The following is a 21,189-nucleotide window of genomic DNA, read 5'->3' as shown; positions in this document are numbered from 1 at the left end:
CCCGAGCCGACCCCTGAGCCCGAGCCGACCCCTGAGCCCGAGCCGACCCCTGAGCCCGAGCCGACCCCTGAGCCCGAACCGACCCCTGAGCCCGAACCGACCCCTGAGCCCGACCCCGTTCTTGAGACGGCGACTGAACCAGAACCTAAGACGCCCTTCGAGACAGAAGAACCCCGACGAGTCATCTCGTCCAGCGGATCCTCGGCCCCGACCAAGAGGACTGTCGAGGGAGAGCCCGCCCCCGAGTCGGCCCCGACAGCGACGCCGACGGTCGACGCGGACGATCGTTCGGGGATCTCTGACCCGGCCGTCCCTGATCTCGCTGCGAAGGTGGCCGATCCGAACGCGCCCGTCGTGCCACCCGTCGGTTCAACCCCTCCACTCTCTTCGTCCGGGAAGCCGATTCCGCCGCCTCCCGGCCCACCGGTTTCCTCGTCGGGCAAGCCAATTCCGCCGCCTCCCGGCCTGGGTGGTCGTTCTACTGCTGAGCCGGCCGGTGGTCCGACAGGCGGTCCCCCCGGCCGTCGTACCGGTCCGCCACCGGTGGGCCGACGTCCACCAATGGGTGGCGGTCCCCGTGAATCCGTTCCCGGTGCCGGCGGTGGCCCGGCCCGTCCTGGTGGTCCCGGCGGTGGTCCCGGTGGCCGTCCTGGTGGTCCCGGCGGTGGTCCCGGTGGCCGTCCGGGTGGTCCCGGTGGCGGTCCCGGTGGGCGTCGCCCCCCGCGTCGAAAGGGTCGTCGTCGTCGCCGTCGCGAAGAACTCCAGCCGATGGACGTGCCGTCCTACACGCCAGATGACACCGCAGTGCCCGAGGGCGAGATCGTCGTCGAACGTGCCTGTACCGCGTTGGATCTCGGTCCGAAGATGAACCGCACGGCGGCCGACGTCGTCCGGTTCCTCATGCAGCAGGGCGAGATGGTGACCGCTACCCAGTCACTGTCCGACGACATGATCGAACTGTTCGCCGCCGAATTGGGCGCTGAGATCCGCATGGTCGACCCCGGTGAAGAGCAGGAGGTCGAACTCCTCAAACTGCTCGACATCGTGGATGACTTCGATGATGACGAGGCACCGATCCGTCCACCGGTCATCACCGTGATGGGGCACGTCGACCACGGCAAGACCAAGCTCCTGGATCAGATTCGCAGCGCCAACGTCGTCGACGACGAGGCCGGCGGTATCACCCAGCACATCGGCGCCTACCAGGTGGATCGGGACGGCAAGTCCCTGACGTTCATTGACACCCCGGGCCACGAGGCGTTTACCGCCATGCGAGCCCGTGGTGCCGGTTCAACTGACATCGTGGTCCTGGTGGTCGCCGCCGATGACGGCGTCATGCCCCAGACCATCGAGGCGTTGAATCACGCCCGGGTCGCCGACGTACCGATCATCGTGGCCGTCAACAAGATCGACCGCGAGAACGCCGACCCCCAGAAGGTCCTGGGCCAGCTAGCAGAACACGACCTGGTGCCCGAGTCGTGGGGCGGTGACACGATCTGCGTCGAGGTCTCAGCGCTGGAGAACCTGGGAGTCGACGACCTCCTGGACAACCTGAACGTGATAGCCGAGGTCGAGGACCTCCGTGCCGATCCCGACGGTCGATCCCAGGGCGTGGTGCTGGAGTCCTTCCTTGACATCGGGCGGGGCCCGGTGGCCACCGTGCTGGTCCAACGGGGCACCCTTAAGGTGGGAGACCCCCTGGTGGCCGGCGCGGCATGGGGTCGCGTGCGAGCCCTCGTCGACGATCAGGGCCGCCCGGTCAAGGAGGCCGGCCCGTCCGCACCCGTGCAGGTACTAGGCCTGTCTGACGTCGCCGATGCCGGTGAAGGCTTCGTGGTGGCGCCCAACGAGAAGGTCGCCGGCCGGGTGGCCGACAAGCGGGGCCACTGGCGTCGTCAGGCCAACATCGGTCGTGACGCCCACGCCCTGTCCGGAGGCGCCCGACTCGAGGACATCTTCGAACAGATCCAGAAGGGCGAGGCGGCGACGCTGAACCTGATCGTGAAGGCTGACGTGAACGGCTCGTTGGAGGCCGTCACCGGGAGCCTCCGCAAACTTGAGCGCGAGGACGTCCGGTTGGCCTTCGTGCACAGGGCGGTCGGTCGTATCACCGAGAACGACATCCAGTTGGCCGCCACGTCCAACGCCACCATCATCGGCTTTAACGTCCGCCCGGAACGTAAGGCACGAGAGATGGCCGAGGCCGAGGGCGTCGAGATCCGCTCCTACGAGATCATCTACAAGCTGATCGAGGACATTGAGGCTGCCATGCTCGGCATGCTCGCCCCGAAGTTCGAGGAGGTCGTGACCGGCGACGCCGAGGTCCGTGAGATCTTCTCGGTGCCGCGGATCGGCAAGATCGCCGGTTGCTACGTCACCAACGGAACGATCACCCGTGGTTCCAAGGTTCGTTTCCTGCGAGAGGGAACGATCATCTGGAAAGGCGAGATCAGCTCGTTGCGTCGCTTCAAGGAAGACGTCCGCGAGGTCCAGTCCGGCTACGAGTGCGGTATTGGGCTCTCGGACTATCAGGACCTGAAGGACGGCGACGTGATCGAAACGTTCGAGGAACGGGAGATCGCCCGCACCTAGGGCCGATCATGGGACGAAGCGCACAGCGTCGACCTCGCTTCGGTGGTTCGACCCGTGGCTACCAGCGAACCGATCGGCTCAACGAGCTGCTGGTCCGCATCCTGGCCGGCGAGTTGGAACGAATCGACGACGACCGTCTCGGTTTCGTGACCATCACCGGTGTGGAGACCGACCAGGACCTGAGCATCGCCCGGGTGTTCCTCACGGCCGACATCGACGATGCCGAGCTCCTGGAAGCCATGGCCGACCATCGGCCCCGGCTGCAGCGGGCCATCGGTGACCAGGCTCGGGTGCGACGGGTTCCGCCGTTGACCTTTGTGGTCGACGACACCGCCCGCTCGGCCGACCGCATCGAGGAGATCCTGCGCGGGATCGGACCGACCACCGCCACCGACGCCATGGATGCCGCAGCCATGGAGGCAGCCGCCATAGCTGGGGAACAGTCACCCGAAGGCGACCCTTCCGAGGAAGAGTGACCATGGGGGGGCCCATTTCTGGGAGACAGGCCTCTGGTAAGCCAGCCCCGGAAGGTCTGGCGGTCATCGACAAGGAGGCCGGCTGGACCAGCCACGATGTGGTGGCCAAGTCCCGTGGCGTGCTGGGCACGCGCAAGATCGGCCATTCCGGCACTCTGGATCCTGACGCCACCGGCGTCCTGGTGCTCGGCGTGGGCCGGGCCACCCGGTTGCTCAGATTCCTGACTGCGCTGGGCAAGGAATACACCGGTCAGGTCGTCCTGGGTGCGTCGACGTCCACGTTGGACTCGTCGGGCGATGTGACGGCCACCTTCGACATGGTGGCGGTCACCCCAGCCGAGGTGGCCGACGCCGCCACACGATTCGTGGGGGACATCGAGCAGATTCCACCGATGGTCTCGGCCGTCAAAGTGGGGGGGCGACGACTCCATGAGATCGCCCGGGAAGGTGGCGAGGTGGAACGTGCACCCCGCCCGGTCACCGTGCACCGATTCGATGTGACCCCGGCCGATGAGCCAGGCGTCTACGACGTCGTCGTGACCTGCTCATCAGGAACGTACGTCCGGACACTGGCTGCCGATCTGGGCGAGGCGCTCGGCGGGGGTGCTCATCTCCGGAAACTGAGGCGCACCGCGGTCGGGCCCTTCACCCTCGCCGAGGCCCATCCCCTGGAGTCACCGGTGCTACTCCCCATGGCCGAGGCCTTCCGCGACCTCCCCGCCGTGGTGGTCGATGAAGCCACGGCCGTCGACATCTCGTATGGCAGGCCCATGGACGCCGAGGCGCTTGGCCTGGGCTCAGCGGGGCTCGATGTGGATGGTCCGTGGCCGGTGCTTGGCCCCGACGGGAGCCTGTTGGCCGTGTACGGACCCCACGGCGACCGGCCCGGGCGGGTGAAGCCCATCATGGTGCTGGCGCCCACTTCCTGACCAGGTATTTCACCCGCTACCCGCTGGGCAATCCAGTGGGCCGGTCCCGGCTGGCCGGAGGTCGGTGGCTAGCCTCACCGCCGTGGAGATCCGAACGGAGCTCGCTCCCCATCCCGCCGATGCGCCGCGCACCGCTCTGACCATCGGCGCCTACGACGGAGTCCACGCCGGGCATCGGCAGGTGATCGCCAGGGTTCGTGGCCTGGCTGCTGAGCGGTCCATGGCCTCAGCGGTGGTCACCTTCGACCGCCATCCGGCCAGCGTCGTCCGCCCCGAATCGGCGCCACTACTCCTGACCGACCCGCAGCAGAAGCTCGAGCAGTTGGCCATGACCGGAGTGGATCTGACAATGGTCGTCCCCTTCGACGAGGACCTGGCCTTGGAGTCAGCCGACGAGTTCGTGCGACACGTGCTGGTCGGCTGTGTGGGCGCCGGCCTTGTCGTAGTGGGGGAGGACTTCCACTTCGGACACCAGCGGCAAGGCAACGTGGCCCTCCTCCGAGAGCTGGGAGAGGAGTTGGGCTTCGAGGTGCTGGGTATGGGCCTGGTCGGCCTCGATGGGCAGCCGACCCGAGACCACGAACAGGTGTCGTCCACGTTCATCCGACGGGCTCTGTCGCGAGGCGACCTAGAGCGGGCCAACGCCATGCTGGGCCGCCCGTACGAGATCCGGGGCCCGGTGGGTGGCGGCGACCGCCGGGGTCGCGAACTCGGCTTCCCGACAGCCAACGTCCGGGTCGACCCGGCGATGCTGTTACCCGAGGACGGCGTATACGCCGGCTGGTACGAGCGGCCCGACGGATCCGTACACGCAACAGCGATCTCGTTGGGCACCCGACCGCATTTCTACGACGATGGAGCCCGCCTGCTGGAGGCCCACCTGCTTGACGCCAATCCGACGGAAGCGAGCGACACGGGTGATGGCGGCCCCGACCTTTACGGCGAGGAGGCTCGTGTGCGGTTCGTAGCCCACCTCCGTGGCCAGCGGACCTTCGACGGCGTCGACGCCCTCGTGGACCAGCTCCACCGGGACGTGGTCGACACCCGCTCCGCCCTGGCCTGATTGGACGGCCCCGGTGGACGTACTGGACGTGGTGCTGTTGGTAGTCGGCGGCCTGTTTGCGGGCTGCGTGAACACCATTGCCGGGGGCGGCTCGCTGCTCACCGTCCCGCTGTTGATTCTGACCGGCGTCCCGGGCGATGTGGCTAACGGGACCAATCGGGTAGGGATCCTGACATCGAACGTCTCGGCCGCCGAGGCCTTTCGCCGTCAGGGGGTGTCGGGCCTCAGCCGGGTGGTGCCGGTGCTGGTGCCGGTCGTCATCGGTTCACTGACCGGGTCCCTGCTGATCTCGAGAGTCGACGCCGAGGCGTTCGAACGGGTCTTCGGCATCATCATGATCCCGTTGCTCCTGCTGTCGCTTCGACCGCCCAAGGTGCAAGTCGCGACACGTCCGTGGTCGGGGCCGGTGGCCGCCGTCGTCTTCTTCGGCGTCGGACTCTATGCGGGCGCCTTCCAGGCGGGTATCGGTCTCCTGATGGTGCTGGCCCTGTCGCGGTCGGGCCTCGACGTGGTGGTGGCCAACAGCGTGAAGGTGCTGGTCGTCCTCGCGGTGACGTGCACTGCGCTCCCGGTGTTCATCGCCGGGAGCCTCGTGGACTGGCAGCCGGCACTGGTGTTGGCTGCCGGGTTCGGGGTGGGGGGTGCGCTTGGTGCCCGGATCACCGTGGCCGGTGGAGAACGGGTGGTGCGGCCCGTTCTGACCGTTGCCGTGCTGGCCATGGCTGGCCGTCTGCTGGGCCTGTACTGATAGCCCGCCTGCTGGGCATCGACTGACACGCGGATACGATGCCCGGCACAACAGAGTCCTCGGGGTTGGGTGAAAGTCCCGACCGGCGGTGAGTCGGCTTCGGTCGACGCAGCCCGCGAACCCCACCGAACGTTCCTCCCCGGAGGACAGCTGGTAGGGCCGATCAGGTGCGAGTCCTGGGCCGACGGTCAGAGTCCGGATGGGAGAGGACGTCGGATGCGGTGGCGACGCCGTGGACCGACCCGGTGACCTTCGGGCGCCGGGTGTCAGGTCCTGTCTCGTCGGCCGGGTCCCGTCGGCTCCCGACCTGCCCCGAGATAAGGGCCTGCCCTGAGATGGGCCACGACAAGACGGGAGCGCACGGTACAGATGTTCACCGGAATCATCGAGGAACTCGGCACCCTCCGATCTGTCGACGCTGTCGGCGACGGGCGACGCCTCGTGGTCGACGCTGCGACAGTGCTCGATGACGTGACCCTCGGTGCCTCCATTGCCGTCAACGGCTGCTGTCTGACGGTAGTCGAATGGGGCGACGACTGGTTCGCCGTGGATGCCGTGCCCGAGACGTTGGACCGCACCACGGTCGGCGACCTGTCGACCGGTGACAGGGTCAACCTGGAGCGCCCGCTGGCTGCTGACGGACGGTTCGGTGGCCACGTGGTCCAGGGCCACGTCGACACGGTCACCGACGTGGTAGCTGTGGCCGACCAGTCCGACGGTTCACGCCGGCTGACTTTCCGTCTGCCCGGCGAACTGGCCGGCCAGATCGTGGAGAAAGGTTCGGTGACGCTCGACGGCACCAGCCTCACCGTGGCATCGGTCGGGAATCCGTCTGTCGAGGGGGCCACCTTTGACGTGGCGCTCATCCCGCACACCCTGGAGGTCACGACGTTCGGTGGCCGGTCGCCCGGTGACCGGTGCAACGTCGAGGCCGACGTCATTGCCCGCTACGTGGCCGGCCTGCTGGCCGCCGGGCGCATTCCCGTACCTGAAGATATTTCGACCCCCGAAGAGAATGGAGGCGACTGATGCCGCTGTCCAGCATCGAAGACGCCATCGAGGCTTATGCACGTGGCGAGTTCCTGGTCGTCGTCGACGACGAGGACCGTGAGAACGAGGGCGACCTCATCATCGCGGCCGACGCCATGACGCCCGAGAAGATGGCGTTCATGATCCGGCACACGTCGGGCGTGATCTGCGCCCCGATGTCAAACGAGCGGGCCGACATGCTCGATCTGCCATTGATGGTGCTCGACAACACCGAGTCGATGCGCACCGCGTTCACCGTGTCGGTCGACCTGGTGGAGGGCACCTCTACGGGCATCTCGGCGTCGGATCGCTCGGCCACCGTGGCGGCCCTCGCCGACGGGTCCCGGCTGCGTACCGAGTTCGCCCGCCCCGGCCACATCTTTCCATTGCGGGCCCGGGCCGGCGGGGTGCTCAAGCGTGCCGGTCATACCGAGGCCGCCGTCGACCTGTGTGCCCTGGCCGACTGCCAGCCGGTTGGCGTGCTGTGCGAGATCGTGAACGACGACGGGACCATGGCCCGGGTGCCCGACCTGGAGGTCTTCGCGGCAGAACACGGTCTCCATTTCATCTCCATTGCCGACCTGATCCGCCATCGTCGTCGCCACGAGAAACTGGTCGAGCACTTCGGATCGGCACGCATTCCCACGAAGTACGGCGAGTTCACGGCGCACGCCTACGTGTCGCTGCTGGACGACGAGGAGCACGTGGCCTACGTGCTGGGTGACCTCGCCTCGGTGGAGGCGCCGCTGGTGCGGGTGCACTCCGAGTGCCTGACCGGCGACCTCCTGGGGTCATTGCGTTGCGACTGCGGATCACAGTTGGATGCCGCACTGGCCCAGATCGGCGCCGAAGGAATCGGGGTGATTGCCTACCTGCGGGGTCATGAGGGGCGGGGCATCGGTATCGGCCACAAGCTGCGGGCCTACGGGCTCCAGGACGAGGGCCTCGACACCGTGGACGCCAACCTCAGTCAGGGCCTCCCCGTCGACTCCCGGGAGTACGGCGTGGGTGCCCAGATGTTGTCCGATCTGGGTCTTACCCACATGCGTTTGATGACCAACAACCCGGCCAAGTACGGCGGTCTAGAGGGCTACGGCCTGGAGATCACTGGCCGGGTCCCACTGGACACGGACCCCAACCCGGAAAACGTCCGGTATCTGGAGACCAAGCGGGATCGGCTCGGTCACAGCATTTCCCCGGAGGGCGGTTCTGCGAAGAACGGCACTCCGGACGGCATTGAGGAAGCGGAGCAGGGGAGCGCGTCGTGAGGGTCATCGATGCGCCGCTGGACGGCACAGGACTGAAGGTCGGGATCGTGGCCGGCCGATTCAACGACTTCGTGTCCAACAGCCTGGTATCGGGTGCGCATGCCCGCCTGACGGGCCTCGGCGTGGCTGACGACGACATCGATCTGGCATGGGTGGCTGGCGCCTTCGAGGTACCTCTAGCGGCCCGGGCTATGGCCGAGTCAGGTCGCTACGACGCCGTGGTGTGCCTCGGTGCGGTGATCCGCGGCGAGACGCCACACTTCGACTATGTGGCCGGTGAGACCGCCTCGGGAATCATGCGAACCGGACACGACACCGGTGTGCCGGTGGTGTTTGGGGTGCTGACCACCGACACGGTGGAGCAGGCCATGGAGCGGGCTGACGTGGACCGGGGCGACAAGGGTGCCGACTGCGCGGATGCCGCCGTCGAGATGGCCCGCCTACTCGCCGCGCTGGGCTCCTGAAGATCGACTCCTGATCGGGTTCGGGAACCGGGGATGGTCGTCAGTCGCCAACCGCGCCCAAGCCCTGGCCGAAGCTGAACTCGACCACGTTGCCGTCGGGATCGGTCACCGCACAGAGGTAGCCGACCGGCGGTGGGTGGTTCGCTGGCTCCCAGTGCAGACAACCCGACGCTCGCCCCAGTTCGGCCGCTTGGTCGACCTCTCCGGGTGAGTCCACGTCGAAGCCCAGGTGGGCGAACGGGGTCAGGATGGGAAGAGGCTGACCGGCTTTGTGGTCCTCCAACGTCTGGACAACCACGATCCCCACAGCGTTATCGTCCTCGGCCAACCACGCCACCTCGGCGTCCGGGTCGGTCCGCCGATGGAAGGCCCGCATCGGCGTATGGGTTTCGTACCATGCAACGGTGGCGTCCAGGTCGTGGGACGGCAGTGCCAAGTGGGTGAACCGTGCACTCATAGGGTGAGAATACCTACCGCGCCGGTACCCTGTTTCTCCGTGGAGGACCCGACCGGGGTCGTCCAGGGTCGGAATCGAAGAACTCCGACCCTCCGTATGGCTTCAGGCGACGCACAGCGTGCCATGAGGCCGGGTCCGATACCCGAGGTTCCGATGCCGACCAACCTGCCTCCCAAGGGCGCCACCATTGAGACGAACCGGTTGCACGAGAGTGACACCGGTTCTCCCGAGGTGCAGATCGCACTCCTGAGCGACCGCATCAACCATCTCACCGATCACCTGAAGGTCCACAAGAAGGATCATCACAGTCGGCGAGGCCTGTTGATGCTGGTGGGTCGCCGCCGGCGGATGCTCGACTACGTTAAGAAGAACGACGTCGAGCGCTACCGGGCGATCATCGCCAAGTTGGGCCTGCGCCGTTAGGTCGAATCAGATTTCGAGTGGCCTACGGGCCACCCGAGTCGCGTCGGGGACCGGATCCACGGGACCGACAACCAGATCGATGAACGGGGACGGCGCGCCGCGCCCACTCCCCAACGTGCCGCATCCGCGGCCATCGAACCGTCCGGAGTCGTTCCGGATGGTCTACGAGAAGAGAGAACATGACTGAAGCAACCACGGTTTCCCGCACATTCAGCGGGACCGAAAAGACCATGTCGTTCGAGACGGGCCGAATGGCCCCTCTGGCCGGCGGATCCGTATTGGCCAAGATCGGCCGTTCAACGGTGCTGGTGACCGCCACCGGCGCCAAGTCCCCCCGTCCCGGGGCGGACTTCTTTCCCCTGACGGTCGACATTGAAGAGCGGATGTACGCGGCGGGCAAGATCCCCGGCTCGTTCTTCCGTCGTGAAGGTCGGGCGCCCGAGTCGGCGATTCTGACCTGTCGCCTGATCGACCGCCCGTTGCGGCCGATGTTCCCCGATGGGTTCCGCAACGAGGTCCACATCGTGGGCACCGTGGTGGGCGCCGACATGGAGAACCCCCACGACGTCCTGGCCCTGAACGGCGCCTCGGCAGCCCTCATGCTGTCGGGCATCCCGTTCGATGGTCCGGTCGGCGCGGTGCGCATCGCCTGGTCGGCCGCCGGCGAGTGGATTGCCCATCCGACCTACGAAGAGGGCAGCGAGTCCGCCTTCGAGATGGTGGTCGCCGGTCGTCTGCTCGACGACGGCGACGTCGCGGTCATGATGGTCGAGGCCGGTGGCACCGAGGCCACCTGCGACGTCTACGAGGCCGGCGCCCCGATGGTCGACGAGGCTGTCCTGGCCAGTGGCCTGGACTTCTCCAAGCAGTACATCCGTGAGGTCATCGAGCTCCAGCTGGAGATGGTGGCCGCGGTGGGTGCACCCGAGATCATGGCCTACGAGGTCTCGAGCGACTATTCCGATGAGGTGTTCACCGCGGTCGAGGCCGCTGGTGCCGAGCGGATCGCCGCGACCCAGACCATTGCCGACAAGGCTGAGCGCGGCACCGCCGAGGCGGCCCTCAAGGCTGAGCTGATCGCCGAGCTGCTTCCGCAGTTCGCCGACGTGGACAACGCCGATCGTCAGATCGGTGGAGCCATCCGGGCGGTCACCAAGGAGCTGGTGCGGTCACGCATCCTCACCGAAGGTGTTCGTATCGACGGGCGCGGCACGGGCGACCTCCGGCCAGTCTCGTCGGAGGTGGCGATCGTCCCCACGGCGCATGGATCCGGCCTGTTCCAGAGGGGCGAGACCCAGGTGCTGAACTTCACCACCCTGGGCACCGGCCGCATGGACCAGATGATCGACGGCATCGACCCGATCGACCGCAAGCGGTTTATGCACCACTACAACTTTCCGCCCTTCTCGACCGGTGAGACCGGTTTCATGCGGGGTCCGAAGCGTCGTGAGATCGGCCACGGTGCGCTCGCCGAGCGTGCCCTGTTCCCGATCATCCCGAGCTTCGAGGAGTTCCCCTACACGCTGCGTCTGGTGTCGGAGGTTCTGGCCTCCAACGGCTCCAGCTCGATGGGTTCGGTGTGTTCGTCGAGCCTCTCGATGATGGACGCCGGCGTACCGATCAAGGCCCCGGTGGCAGGTATCGCCATGGGCCTCATCTGCAAGGACGGCGAGTATGTCACCCTCACCGACATTCTCGGAGCGGAGGACGCATTCGGCGACATGGACTTCAAGGTGGCAGGCACGGCTGAGTTCGTGACCGCCCTTCAGCTCGACACCAAGATCGACGGCATTCCCGCCGACGTCCTGGCTGCCGCGCTGAACCAGGCCAAGGAAGCCCGTCTGGCCATCCTCGAGGTCATGGCCGACGCCATTCCCGCCCCGCGCGACGACGTCGGCGAGAGCGCCCCGAAGATTGAGGCCTTCGAGATCCCGGTCGAGAAGATCGGTGAGGTCATCGGCCCTAAGGGCAAGATGATCAACACCATCCAGGCCGAGACGGGTGCCGACATCAGCGTGGACGACGACGGGATGGTCGGCATCGTGTCGATCGCCTCGCCGGACCGGGCCAAGGTGGCTGAGGCCAAGCGCCAGGTCATGCTGATCGTGGATCCGCCGACCGCCGAGGTCGGCGCCGTTTACGAGGGCCGCGTGGTGAACATCACCAAGTTTGGTGCCTTCGTCAGCATCCTCCCGGGCCGTGACGGCCTCGTGCACATCTCCAAACTTGGTGCCGGCAAGCGTATCGACAAGGTGGAGGACGTTCTGGAGCTGGGTCAGCCCCTGACGGTGATCGTCGAGGACGTCGATCCCAATGGGAAGATCTCACTCAAGCCGGCCGGCGACGGTCCCGCAGCATCGTCAAAGGACGAGGCTGCGGGTGGCTCCGACGCCCCCGCGACTGCGCCGGACCAGGACGATTCGTCCGACGACGATGACGCTCCGGTCGACTCTTTCGAGGACGACGTGAACGACGGCGACTACGCCGGCGGCGGCGACAACTTCGATGAGGACGATTCGTTCGACGACGATGACGCTCCGGTCGTGGCCAGCTTTGAGGACGCCTTTAAGGCTGAACTCGAGACGGTCCACGGCGACCTGGGCGCCGCCGCCCCGACCAACCGCGGTGGCGGCGGCGGCGGTGGCCGTCGACGCCGCCGCTAAGCACCGGATCGTCGGTCCGTCCTGCACGACGGACCCGTTGACCCCCGGCGCCCTCGTGGTGCCGACACGACCACCGGTTCGGTGGTCGAACTGAGCCTGCCCGAACACGGTCCGACCGATGGACCGGGTGTGGTGTCCGAGCACATGCCGGACGCCCACTCGGTCTCGGTCGGCGTGTGGGTGGGCGTCGGTGGCCGTGACGAGGATCCGGCACTGGCCGGTACTTCGCACTTTCTGGAGCACCTGCTGTTCAAGGGCACCGAGGACCGCTCGGCGCGGGCCATTGCCGAGCTGGTGGACGCCACCGGCGGCGAGATGAATGCCTTCACCACCAAGGAATACACGGCGTATTACGCCCGTCTTCCGGTGGGTGGCCAGGAAACCGCCGTGGCCCTGTTGGCCGACGTGCTGCGTGAGCCCGCCCTACGGGCTTCCGACGTTGAGACTGAACGGCAGGTGATCCTCGAAGAGATCCACCTGGCGGCCGACGACCCAGATGACGTCGTCTTCGACCTGCTCTACGAGGCGCTGTTTCCCGACCATACGTTGGGCCGGGAGGTTCTGGGTTCGGAGGCATCGGTGGGAGCGCTGAGTCGAGATGACATCGCCGGGTTCCACGACCACTGGTACCGCGCCCCCAATCTGGTGGTGGCCGCCGCTGGCGCTGTTGATCATGAGGCGCTCGTGTCTCAGGTAGGTGAGGCGTTCGCCGGTCGGACCGGTGGTTTGACGCCGGAACGAACCAAGCCGGCAGTACCAGCGGTGACGGCTCGACGTATCAGCCGTCCGACCGAGGCCGACCACGTGGCCTGGGGTTGGCGGGGCCTGGACCGCAAGGATCCGCGAAGGCACGCGCTGGCCATTGGCGTACACGTGCTGGGTGGGGGACTGTCCAGTCGCCTGTTCCAGACGGTGCGCGAGGAACACGGGCTGGCCTACAGCGTGTTTTCGTCAATGGCCGCCTACTCGGACGCCGGCGTGGTGTCGGTGTACGCCGGTACGGCACCTGAGCGGTCCGACGAGCTCAAGCGTGTGGTGGCCCACGAGGTAGGCGAGGTGGCGGCCCACGGCATTACCGATGCTGAACTGTCCATTGCCCGCGATGGATTCGAAGGTTCGCTCCTGCTGGGCCTCGAGGGTTCGGGCAGCCGGATGTCGCGTCTGGGTGCCAGCCAGAGTCTTCTGGGTCGGGTGGTCCCGCTGGATGAGTACGTCGAGATCCTGCGGGCCGTGACCCTTGACGAGGTCAACACCGTGCTGGCCGAGGTTCTGGCCCCCGACGCCGTGGTGGCCGAGGTCGGACCCACTGCCTGAACGGGTGATGTCCTGGTCTCGAAGGATGGGGCTGAGGTGGAAACGCTTCCAGAGCGGCGGGTCGGCGACCGATAGCCTCGGATCCATGGGAACGACCGATGCCGGGCTGATCCGCGTCGGGGTACTTGGCGTGGCCGGACGTATGGGCCGCGCCGTAGCTGATGCTGTGCACGATGCCGAGGGTCTGATGCTGGCCGCGGCCGCTGACCCGTCGTCGGTGGGTACCGACGTCCACGGTGTCACCGTGGTGGCTGATGTTGATGCGCTGCTCGCAGCACCGGCCGATACGGGTCTGTCCAATAAGGGCCTTGACGTGGTGATCGACTTCACGGTGGCCGAGGCCAGCCGGGTCACCCTCCCCGTGCTAGCCGCTGCCGGGGTGCACGCCGTGGTCGGTACCAGCGGCCTAGGTGACGACGACCTGACTGCTCTGCGCTGCGCTTTCACCACGAGCAACTGCGTGGTGGCCCCCAACTTCGCCATTGGTGCGGTGCTCATGATGCGTTTCGCCGAGATGGCCGCTCCATGGTTCGACACAGCGGAGATCATCGAGACCCACCATGACGGCAAGGTCGATGCCCCGTCTGGGACAGCGGTGGCCACCGCCGAGCGAATGGCCGCATCCTCCGCAGAATGGGCGCCCGATCCGACCACCCGCGAGGTGGTGCCGGGGGCCCGTGGCGGGGTCGGGCCGGCGGACATCCACATCCACAGCCTCCGCATGCGCGGCGCCGTTGCCGACCAGGAGGTTGTGCTGGGAACCACCGGGCAGACCCTGACCATCCGGCACGACACCACCGATCGAGCCTCGTTCATGCCCGGCGTGGTGCTGGCCGTCCGACGCATCGCCGAGGTCCGCGGCGTGACCCTCGGCCTGGATGCCCTCCTGGGCCTCTGATCTGAGCCGGAGTTCCGACCGTGGATCCGGGTAGCCGTCGCCTGCTACGGCCGGCGTGGATCGTTTCGCACCTGCTGGTGGCCGGGCTGTTGGTGGCTACTGTCAACATGGGCTTCTGGCAGCTCCGCCGTCTCGACGGTCGGCAGGCCTACAACGCCTCGGTGTCGGTTCGGGCCGCCGAACCGGTGCTTCCCCTGGTTGAGGTCCTGACGTCGATCGCCGCGGGCACCGATCCCGCCGACCTTCGTTTCGTGCGGGTCATCGTCACCGGGGTGTGGGACACCGACCGCGAGGTTCTGCTGGCCAATCGTTCAAGGGACGGGGTGCCCGGAGTCCATGCCGTGTCGCTCCTCCTGGTCGACAGAGCCAGCCTCGGCGCTGCTTCGGATGTAGGCCCGGCTGGGGGACTGGTCGTAGATCGGGGATTCGTGCCGCGCCAGGTCCAGGTGGCGGGCGATCCGAGCGTCTGGGCTCCAGATGCCGGAGAGGTCGTCCTCACCGGTTCGTTGGACCTATTCCGGGCCGGCGAGCGGGGTCACGGCGGCGAGGTGGACCGCATTGACCGGGAGGCGCTGGCGACGCGCTGGGATACCACGTTGGCCCCCTTGTGGCTACGGGCCGCCGAGTCGACTGGTGTCGGCACCTGGCCGGCCCCGGTGCCGGTGGTCGACGTGGGAGACGGCTCCCATCGCTCCTATGCCGTCCAGTGGTTCGTCTTCTCGATCATCGGGATCCTCGGGTACCCGTTGGTCCTGCTCCGGCTCGCCAGCCATTCGGGAAGCCGATCGAACCGATCCGTTCCCGAATGGGACGCGCCGGTAGCGTGACCACCATGTCTGCAGTCGGGTCCCACACCAGTTCCCCTGACCTGATGGTCGTACAAGCTCTCCGGGTGAAGGGTTTCGTGGACGCGGAGGCGGTGGTCGCCGCCACCGGCCTGGACGCCGACGTAGTCGACGCCATGCTGGCCGGGCTGGCCGACGCCGGTCATGCCCGTCACCGTGAGGGTCGGATGTCGGGCTGGATGCTGACTCCTGAGGGGCGCGCTTACGGCGAGTCCCTGCTGGCCGCCGAGTTGGAGGCCACCGGAGTCCGTCCGGCCGTCGAGGCCGCCTACCGCGACTTCCTGGAGCTCAACCAGGGCTTCCTGGGGTTATGCACCGACTGGCAGTTGCGTCCTGATCCCGACGCGCCGGATGGCGATCCCATCGTGAACGACCATGCGGATGCCGTCCACGATGCGGCCGTGGTGGCCCGACTGGGTGAGGCCGATGACGTCATGCGCGAGGTGTGCGGTGGTCTGGCAGAGGTATTGGCCCGCTTCGACGGGTACGGCGAGCGTTTCGCCGAAGCCCTAGCCCGTGTGCGGGTTGGCGAGGCGGAGTGGTTCACCCGACCGATGATCGACTCGTACCACACGGTCTGGTTCGAACTGCACGAGAACCTGCTGGCCACGCTCGGCATCGAGCGAGCCCGCGAGCAGGTCGGCTGAGCGCCGGGCTGTACAGGACCGGAAGGGAACACACGATGGAACCCAGGTTCGGGCGGGTCGTCACCGCCATGATCACGCCTTTTGACGCCCACGGCGAGCTGGACCTCGGCGGTGCCGTCGAGCTGGCCCGTTGGCTGGTCGAACAAGGCAACGACGGTCTGGTGCTGGCCGGCACTACCGGGGAGTCGCCGACGCTCACCCACGACGAGCAGATCGCTCTCGTGGAGGCCGTGTCAGGCGCCGTGGACTGCCACGTGATCGCTGGGGCGGGCAGCAACGACACGGCAGCCGCCGTGGAGCTTACGGAGCGCTGCACCGAGGCCGGCGCTGACGCCATACTCACCGTCACCCCGTACTACAACCGCCCGTCCCAGTTGGGGCTGTTGCACCACTTCACGGCTGTTGCCGGGGCCACCGACCTGCCGGTGATGCTCTATGACATCCCACCCCGCTCGGGACGCAAGATCGACAACGCCACCATCCTCCAGTTGGCTGACGACGTGGTCAACGTGGTGGCCGTGAAGGACGCGGCCGGCGACGTGGCCGAGACGGCCCGGTTGGCCGCCGCTGCACCGGACGGTTTCGAGATCTACAGCGGTGAGGACGCACTGACGCTGGCTCTGCTGGCCGTCGGCGCCGTTGGCGTGGTCAGCGTGGCCTCGCACTGGGCGACACCCGAGACGGTGGTCATGATGGATGCTTTCTTCTCCGGCGACGTGGCCCGGGCGACCGAAACCAACCAGCGGCTCGTCGAGTCGTGGGACTTCGAGTCCGGTGACCTGAAGCCCAACCCTCTACCGGCCAAGGCCATGATGAAGGTCCTGGGCCTGCCCGGAGGAGACTGTCGTCCCCCCATGGGTCCCGAGCCCGAGGGCCTTCAGGACCTCGCCCGCCAGGTCTTGGCCGGCCTCGGTCGGACCTGATTCAACTACCTCCCGAGAATCTTCCCCATGGCAGCACCCGTACATCTGACGTTTCTCGGCGGCCTCGGCGAGATCGGCCGCAACTGCGCGGCCCTCGAGGCCCACGGCCGCATCGTGATGCTCGACTGCGGCCAACTCTTTCCCGACGACATGCCCGGCGTCGACGCCGTGCTGCCCGACTTCGGCTGGCTACTGGAGCGGGCTGACCGTCTTGAGGCCTGCGTGGTGACCCATGCCCACGAGGACCACATCGGTGGATTGCCGTACCTGCTCCGGGCCCTCGGCGAGCGGGGCGCCACCCTGCCCATCTACGGTTCGCCGTTCACTCTCGGGATGGTACGCGGCAAGTTGAAGTTCGCCGGCGTGCCCGTGCCCGATCTAATTCCGTTGGGCGACTACGACCGTCTGCCCATCGGTCCCTTCGACTGCGAGTTCCTGCCCGTCACTCACTCCACGCCCAGCGGGCTGATGACGGTGTTCCATACGCCCCAGGGGAACATTCTCCACTCGAGTGATTTCAAGTTGGACCCGACGCCCATCGACGGCCGGGTCACCGATCTGGATCGGGTTCGCGAGATCGCCGCCGACGGTGGCATCCGCCTGCTTTTGGCCGACTCGACCAATGCCGGTTCTGCCGGATCGTCGACGTCGGAGTCGACCGTTGGTCCGGTGCTACGTCGGGTGTTCGACGAGAACGAGGGCCGCCGTATCATCATCGGAGCGTTCTCGAGCCATGTGCATCGCATCCAGCAGGTGGCCGACGCCGCGGCGGCTACGAGCCGCAAGCTGGTTGTCATGGGGCCGTCGATGGTCCGTAACACGACGCTGGCCCGTGAGCTGGGGTTGTTGAACATCTCCGACAAGATGCTGGCCCGGGACAGCGATCTGGACGACCTGGACCCGGCCCGCACCTGCATCGTGTGTACCGGCTCCCAGGGCGAGTCGCGGGCCGCATTGAACCTGATGGGACAAGGGCGCCACCGGTTCGTGACGGTGGGCGACACCGACACTGTGGTGTTCTCGTCGCACCCCATTCCCGGTAACGAGGCAGCGGTGGCCCGACTGCATAACTCGCTGGCCCGCCGGGGAGCCCGGCTGGTCCACAGCGGCCAACTCGGCGTGCATACCACCGGCCATGGCAAGGCTGACGAACTGCTGGCCCTGCACGACGTGGCCGATCCCGATCTGTTCATCCCGGTTCACGGGGAGTACTCCCATCTCGTGGCCCACCACGAGTTGGCCCTCAGTCGAGGGATGGACGAGGACCGGGTGCTTCGGTGCACCGACGGTGACCGGGTGAAGCTGACCGGTGAGGGTGTGGCTCATGCGGGGCGGGTACCCGACGGCTACGTGATGGTCGACGAGGCGGGCCGGCCGGTGTCGGTCGACCTGTTGGAGGAGCGACGGGCCATTTCCGGCGAAGGGTTCGTCCTGATCCGGGTGCTGGTGGACGGTCGGAAGGGTCGCCTGGCCGAGCCGCCGATGGTCGAGAGTCGGGGTTGGGTGGAGCCAGCGGTCCGGGAGGACTGGCACGGTCAGGTGGTGAGCGAGGTGACCGAGGCGCTGGCCGGGCCGTTGGCCGACGGGAACCGGGACGCCCACGAGTTGAGTCGTCTCACCCGGCGGGCCACTGGACAACTGGTGTCCCGGAAGACGGGCCGCAAGCCGACGCTCGTGCCCATCGTCGAGGTCCGCTGAACCCTCCAATGGGTGGTTCAGGTAACGGTTCCTGCCCCAGGGTTGTCACGCCCCGGTGGTACCGTCGAAATCGATGGCCAGACGTCCCGCGCGCCCGGATTCGAAGTCGCCTACTGCGGATTCCCCGAAGGGATCCGAGCGGGTGAAGGGCGCTCGTGCGGCAGTGTCCGGCCGCGGCGCCTCCTCGGCTGAACCCACTGAACGGAAGCCGAAAACGGCGCTGGAACGGCCGGTCGGCCGCAGGCGTGGGGACGGAGAGCCCCGCGAGTCCACCGTGCGGCGCATGGCCCGGGCCGCCTTCGGTGGGCGGGGCGATGAGATCCTCGGGCTCCTGCTGGTGGTCGGTGGCCTCCTGACGGGCCTCTCGGTCTATCTAGAGCGGGCCGGTGTCTTCGGTCGTCTCCTCGACTCGGGCCTCGGCTGGTCGGTCGGTTCGACTCGTGTCCTGCTGCCCGTGGCCATGGTGGGCACCGGTCTGGCCATGTTCCGTGAACGCAGTGAGTTCGGCGAGATCTCCCGACGGCTTCCCGTCGGGCTGGTCATGGCCGTGGTGTCGGTGACCGGTATTCTCCACATCGCCCGGGATCGCCCGGGTCTCGACGACGGCGCCGACGGCCTGGGTCGTGCGGGTGGTCTGGTTGGCGTGGGCATCGGCGGTGGCCTCGAAGCCGTGGTGGCGACGTGGGGTGCCCTGCTGGTGCTGATCGGTGTGGGCCTTGTGGCCGCCGCAGTCATCACCCGGACTACGGCACGACAGGCAGCCCGTGGTGCTGCCAAGGGGGTGGCTTTCACGGCTCGCCATGCGACGCGGGGCATGGTGGCCGGTCTCCGTCCCGCAGTTCGGGGCCTCCGAACCTGGCTTCGCAACCTCCTCACGCCCCCCGGCGGTCACGGGCCGCCACCCGTCGGAGGGATGGGCGATCGCCGACCACCGGTTCCGGTCGCCGAGCCGGAGCCAGTACCGCCCGTGGAGCCGGCGCCGACGACCGCCACCGGTCCCGCGCCGGAACGCGCCCCGGCTAAGGCCAAGAAACGCAAGGCCCGGACGAAGGGCACCGACGGCAGCGAGCAGCTGACCATCGAGCTAGGTCCGGCCATCGCCGATTCGACGTGGCGACTCCCGACCGCCGGCTACCTGTCACGCAGCGAAACCCACGACGTGGACGCCAAGGTCGTCGAGGAGCGCGGGTTGCGCCTACAGGAGGCTCTGGCGGCGCACGGCGTCGAGACCCGCCTGTCAGAGATGACCGTGGGCCCCACCGTCACCCGCTACGCCCTGCAGTTGGGCGAGGGCGTCAAGGTGGCCCGGATCACCAGTCTCCACAAGGACATCGCCTATGCGCTGGCCGCCGCCGACGTCCGGATCCTGGCCCCCATCCCCGGCCAGCAGGCCATCGGCATCGAGGTACCCAACGAGGACCGGGTGGTGGTGGCCCTCGGAGACATCCTCACCTCACCCGAGGCTGCTAAGGCCCGCCATCCCCTTGAGGTGGGCATCGGGCGCGACATCAGCGGCCGCTCGGTACTACTGAACCTCTCGACCATGCCTCATCTTCTCATCGCCGGGGCTACCGGCGCGGGCAAGTCGTCGTGCATCAACTCACTCATCACTTCGGTGCTGATGCGTTCCACGCCGGACCAGGTGCGGATGATCCTCGTGGATCCCAAGCGAGTTGAGATGGGCCAGTACGAGGGCGTGCCCCACCTTCTGACCGCACCGGTGACCGACCCCCGCAAGGCGGCCAACGCACTGCACTGGGCCGTCAAGGAGATGGAGCGCCGCTACGACCTGCTCTCGGATTGCGGCTTTCGTGACATCGGGGGCTACAACGCTGCCTACGACCGGGGCGACCTGAAGGCCCCGTTGGGCCTCGCCGACGAGGACGGCGAGTCGGTGTCGTACCAGCGCCTGCCGTTCATCCTCGTGGTGGTCGACGAGCTGGCTGACCTGATGATGGTGGCGGCCCGCGACGTCGAGGACTCCATCACCCGGCTGGCCCAGATGGCCCGGGCCGTGGGCATCCACCTCGTGGTGGCCACCCAGCGTCCATCGGTCAACGTCATCACCGGCGTCATTAAGGCCAACATCCCGGCGCGGCTGGCCTTCGCCGTGTCCAGCCTGGCCGACAGCCGGGTCATCTTGGACCAGCCGGGCGCCGAGCGTCTGGTGGGAAGGGGCGACATGCTCCTCCTGGGCCCCAGTTCGAGTGTGGCCCAACGAATCCAAGGTGCCTGGGTGGATGAGAACGAGATCCGTCAGATCGTGGAGTCCTGGGTGGCCCAGGCGCGGTCGGCCGCCGAGGCGGCCACCGATCCGGTCACCGGTGCACTGATGGACTCGACCGGCGACACAGCTACCGCTGCTGCGCCCATCGATCCGGCCAGCGTGCCGGCATCCCCGGCGGCGAAATGGCCTGCTGGCACGTCTATGCCGCCCCTAGAAGACATCACCACCGACTCCTCTCGTCCGACGGCCACCGGGGCCGATTCCGGCAACGACGACGAACTGTTCGAGGAGGCCCGACGCCTCGTGGTAACCAGCCAGTTGGGGTCCACTTCGATGCTGCAACGCAAGCTACGGGTCGGGTTCGCCCGGGCCGGGCGCCTCATGGACCTCATGGAGGAGGCTGGCGTGGTCGGACCGTCCATCGGCTCCAAGGCCCGGGAGGTTCTGATCGCCCCCGAAGAACTCACTGACCTCCAGGAGCAGGGCTACTAGTTCCTACGGGTCCCGTCGTGGCCCGGTTGCCCC

At 67.4% G+C, this 21,189-nt stretch carries 18 protein-coding genes and 1 riboswitch; of the genes, 17 read left to right on the top strand and 1 reads right to left on the bottom strand.

Annotated elements, in window-relative coordinates; all coding sequences use genetic code 11:
• Positions 1-768 precede the first annotated feature (768 nt).
• The 8 genes from infB to ribH all read left to right on the top strand — a co-directional run bounded on the left by infB (position 769) and on the right by ribH (position 8,569).
• Positions 769-2,592 carry a translation initiation factor IF-2 gene (infB, locus tag QF777_07500; protein ID MDP6911397.1) on the top strand — a complete coding sequence of 608 codons (1,824 nt, stop codon included), beginning with the start codon at positions 769-771 and terminating at the stop codon, positions 2,590-2,592.
• 8 nt (positions 2,593-2,600) lie between these two features.
• Positions 2,601-3,068 (top strand): 30S ribosome-binding factor RbfA, encoded by a 468-nt coding sequence (gene rbfA, locus QF777_07495; GenBank protein ID MDP6911396.1) that lies wholly within the window; start codon positions 2,601-2,603, stop codon positions 3,066-3,068.
• Between the two features lie 2 nt (positions 3,069-3,070).
• Positions 3,071-3,997: a tRNA pseudouridine(55) synthase TruB gene (gene truB, locus QF777_07490; protein ID MDP6911395.1), complete on the top strand. Its 927-nt coding sequence runs from the start codon at positions 3,071-3,073 to the stop codon at positions 3,995-3,997.
• Between the two features lie 82 nt (positions 3,998-4,079).
• Positions 4,080-5,060 carry a bifunctional riboflavin kinase/FAD synthetase gene (locus QF777_07485; protein MDP6911394.1) on the top strand — a complete coding sequence of 327 codons (981 nt, stop codon included), beginning with the start codon at positions 4,080-4,082 and terminating at the stop codon, positions 5,058-5,060.
• Between the two features lie 13 nt (positions 5,061-5,073).
• Entirely contained in the window at positions 5,074-5,808 is a 735-nt protein-coding gene (locus QF777_07480) for a TSUP family transporter (protein MDP6911393.1), read from the top strand.
• 51 nt (positions 5,809-5,859) lie between these two features.
• Positions 5,860-6,023: riboswitch (FMN riboswitch) on the top strand.
• A gap of 154 nt (positions 6,024-6,177) precedes the next feature.
• A complete protein-coding gene (locus QF777_07475; protein MDP6911392.1) occupies positions 6,178-6,837 on the top strand; it encodes a riboflavin synthase in 660 nt (219 codons plus the stop codon).
• A complete protein-coding gene (locus QF777_07470) occupies positions 6,837-8,105 on the top strand; it encodes a bifunctional 3,4-dihydroxy-2-butanone-4-phosphate synthase/GTP cyclohydrolase II (GenBank protein MDP6911391.1) in 1,269 nt (422 codons plus the stop codon). Before QF777_07475 ends, QF777_07470 begins: the two co-directional genes overlap by 1 nt.
• Positions 8,102-8,569, top strand: coding sequence for a 6,7-dimethyl-8-ribityllumazine synthase (ribH, locus tag QF777_07465; GenBank protein ID MDP6911390.1), 468 nt, complete (start codon positions 8,102-8,104; stop codon positions 8,567-8,569). Before QF777_07470 ends, ribH begins: the two co-directional genes overlap by 4 nt.
• Positions 8,570-8,609: 40 nt before the next feature.
• On the opposite strand, the gene QF777_07460 is transcribed toward ribH, so the two are convergent.
• Positions 8,610-9,026 (bottom strand): VOC family protein, encoded by a 417-nt coding sequence (locus QF777_07460; protein ID MDP6911389.1) that lies wholly within the window; start codon positions 9,024-9,026, stop codon positions 8,610-8,612.
• Positions 9,027-9,179: 153 nt separating this feature from the next.
• Here QF777_07460 and rpsO point away from each other — a divergent pair, with 153 nt between their 5' ends.
• The 9 genes from rpsO to QF777_07415 all read left to right on the top strand — a co-directional run bounded on the left by rpsO (position 9,180) and on the right by QF777_07415 (position 21,156).
• Positions 9,180-9,449, top strand: coding sequence for a 30S ribosomal protein S15 (gene rpsO, locus QF777_07455; protein ID MDP6911388.1), 270 nt, complete (start codon positions 9,180-9,182; stop codon positions 9,447-9,449).
• 179 nt (positions 9,450-9,628) lie between these two features.
• Positions 9,629-12,112 carry a polyribonucleotide nucleotidyltransferase gene (locus QF777_07450; GenBank protein MDP6911387.1) on the top strand — a complete coding sequence of 828 codons (2,484 nt, stop codon included), beginning with the start codon at positions 9,629-9,631 and terminating at the stop codon, positions 12,110-12,112.
• 81 nt (positions 12,113-12,193) lie between these two features.
• Positions 12,194-13,426 carry a pitrilysin family protein gene (locus QF777_07445; protein ID MDP6911386.1) on the top strand — a complete coding sequence of 411 codons (1,233 nt, stop codon included), beginning with the start codon at positions 12,194-12,196 and terminating at the stop codon, positions 13,424-13,426.
• Between the two features lie 85 nt (positions 13,427-13,511).
• A complete protein-coding gene (dapB, locus tag QF777_07440) occupies positions 13,512-14,324 on the top strand; it encodes a 4-hydroxy-tetrahydrodipicolinate reductase (GenBank protein MDP6911385.1) in 813 nt (270 codons plus the stop codon).
• Positions 14,325-14,344: 20 nt separating this feature from the next.
• Positions 14,345-15,151 carry an SURF1 family protein gene (locus QF777_07435; GenBank protein MDP6911384.1) on the top strand — a complete coding sequence of 269 codons (807 nt, stop codon included), beginning with the start codon at positions 14,345-14,347 and terminating at the stop codon, positions 15,149-15,151.
• Between the two features lie 5 nt (positions 15,152-15,156).
• Positions 15,157-15,816, top strand: coding sequence for a hypothetical protein (locus QF777_07430; protein MDP6911383.1), 660 nt, complete (start codon positions 15,157-15,159; stop codon positions 15,814-15,816).
• 35 nt (positions 15,817-15,851) lie between these two features.
• A complete protein-coding gene (gene dapA / locus QF777_07425) occupies positions 15,852-16,739 on the top strand; it encodes a 4-hydroxy-tetrahydrodipicolinate synthase (GenBank protein MDP6911382.1) in 888 nt (295 codons plus the stop codon).
• A 27-nt stretch (positions 16,740-16,766) separates the two neighbouring features.
• Positions 16,767-18,437 carry a ribonuclease J gene (locus tag QF777_07420; GenBank protein ID MDP6911381.1) on the top strand — a complete coding sequence of 557 codons (1,671 nt, stop codon included), beginning with the start codon at positions 16,767-16,769 and terminating at the stop codon, positions 18,435-18,437.
• 283 nt (positions 18,438-18,720) lie between these two features.
• The gene (locus QF777_07415) at positions 18,721-21,156 is read left to right on the top strand and encodes a DNA translocase FtsK (GenBank protein ID MDP6911380.1); all 2,436 of its coding nucleotides are present in this window, start codon (positions 18,721-18,723) and stop codon (positions 21,154-21,156) included.
• The last annotated feature ends 33 nt before the right edge of the window (positions 21,157-21,189 follow it).

The organism is Acidimicrobiales bacterium, assembly GCA_030747595.1.
GTDB lineage: Bacteria > Actinomycetota > Acidimicrobiia > Acidimicrobiales > MedAcidi-G1 > UBA9410.
The sequence above is the reverse complement of the archived record's forward strand: the minus strand, read 5'-3'. Positions and strand labels throughout refer to the sequence as shown.

What these genes read in the sequence shown, in the direction of transcription:
- dapB (MDP6911385.1), top strand. Translation starts at nt 13,512, where the DNA reads ATGGGAACGACCGATGCCGGGCTGATCCGCGTCGGGGTACTTGGCGTG.
- rbfA (MDP6911396.1), top strand. Translation starts at nt 2,601, where the DNA reads ATGGGACGAAGCGCACAGCGTCGACCTCGCTTCGGTGGTTCGACCCGT.
- infB (MDP6911397.1), top strand. Translation starts at nt 769, where the DNA reads ATGGACGTGCCGTCCTACACGCCAGATGACACCGCAGTGCCCGAGGGC.
- QF777_07475 (MDP6911392.1), top strand. Translation starts at nt 6,178, where the DNA reads ATGTTCACCGGAATCATCGAGGAACTCGGCACCCTCCGATCTGTCGAC.
- QF777_07415 (MDP6911380.1), top strand. Translation starts at nt 18,721, where the DNA reads ATGGCCCGGGCCGCCTTCGGTGGGCGGGGCGATGAGATCCTCGGGCTC.
- rpsO (MDP6911388.1), top strand. Translation starts at nt 9,180, where the DNA reads ATGCCGACCAACCTGCCTCCCAAGGGCGCCACCATTGAGACGAACCGG.
- QF777_07470 (MDP6911391.1), top strand. Translation starts at nt 6,837, where the DNA reads ATGCCGCTGTCCAGCATCGAAGACGCCATCGAGGCTTATGCACGTGGC.
- truB (MDP6911395.1), top strand. Translation starts at nt 3,071, where the DNA reads ATGGGGGGGCCCATTTCTGGGAGACAGGCCTCTGGTAAGCCAGCCCCG.
- dapA (MDP6911382.1), top strand. Translation starts at nt 15,852, where the DNA reads ATGGAACCCAGGTTCGGGCGGGTCGTCACCGCCATGATCACGCCTTTT.
- QF777_07460 (MDP6911389.1), bottom strand. Translation starts at nt 9,026, where the DNA reads ATGAGTGCACGGTTCACCCACTTGGCACTGCCGTCCCACGACCTGGAC.
- QF777_07450 (MDP6911387.1), top strand. Translation starts at nt 9,629, where the DNA reads ATGACTGAAGCAACCACGGTTTCCCGCACATTCAGCGGGACCGAAAAG.
- QF777_07430 (MDP6911383.1), top strand. Translation starts at nt 15,157, where the DNA reads ATGTCTGCAGTCGGGTCCCACACCAGTTCCCCTGACCTGATGGTCGTA.
- QF777_07420 (MDP6911381.1), top strand. Translation starts at nt 16,767, where the DNA reads ATGGCAGCACCCGTACATCTGACGTTTCTCGGCGGCCTCGGCGAGATC.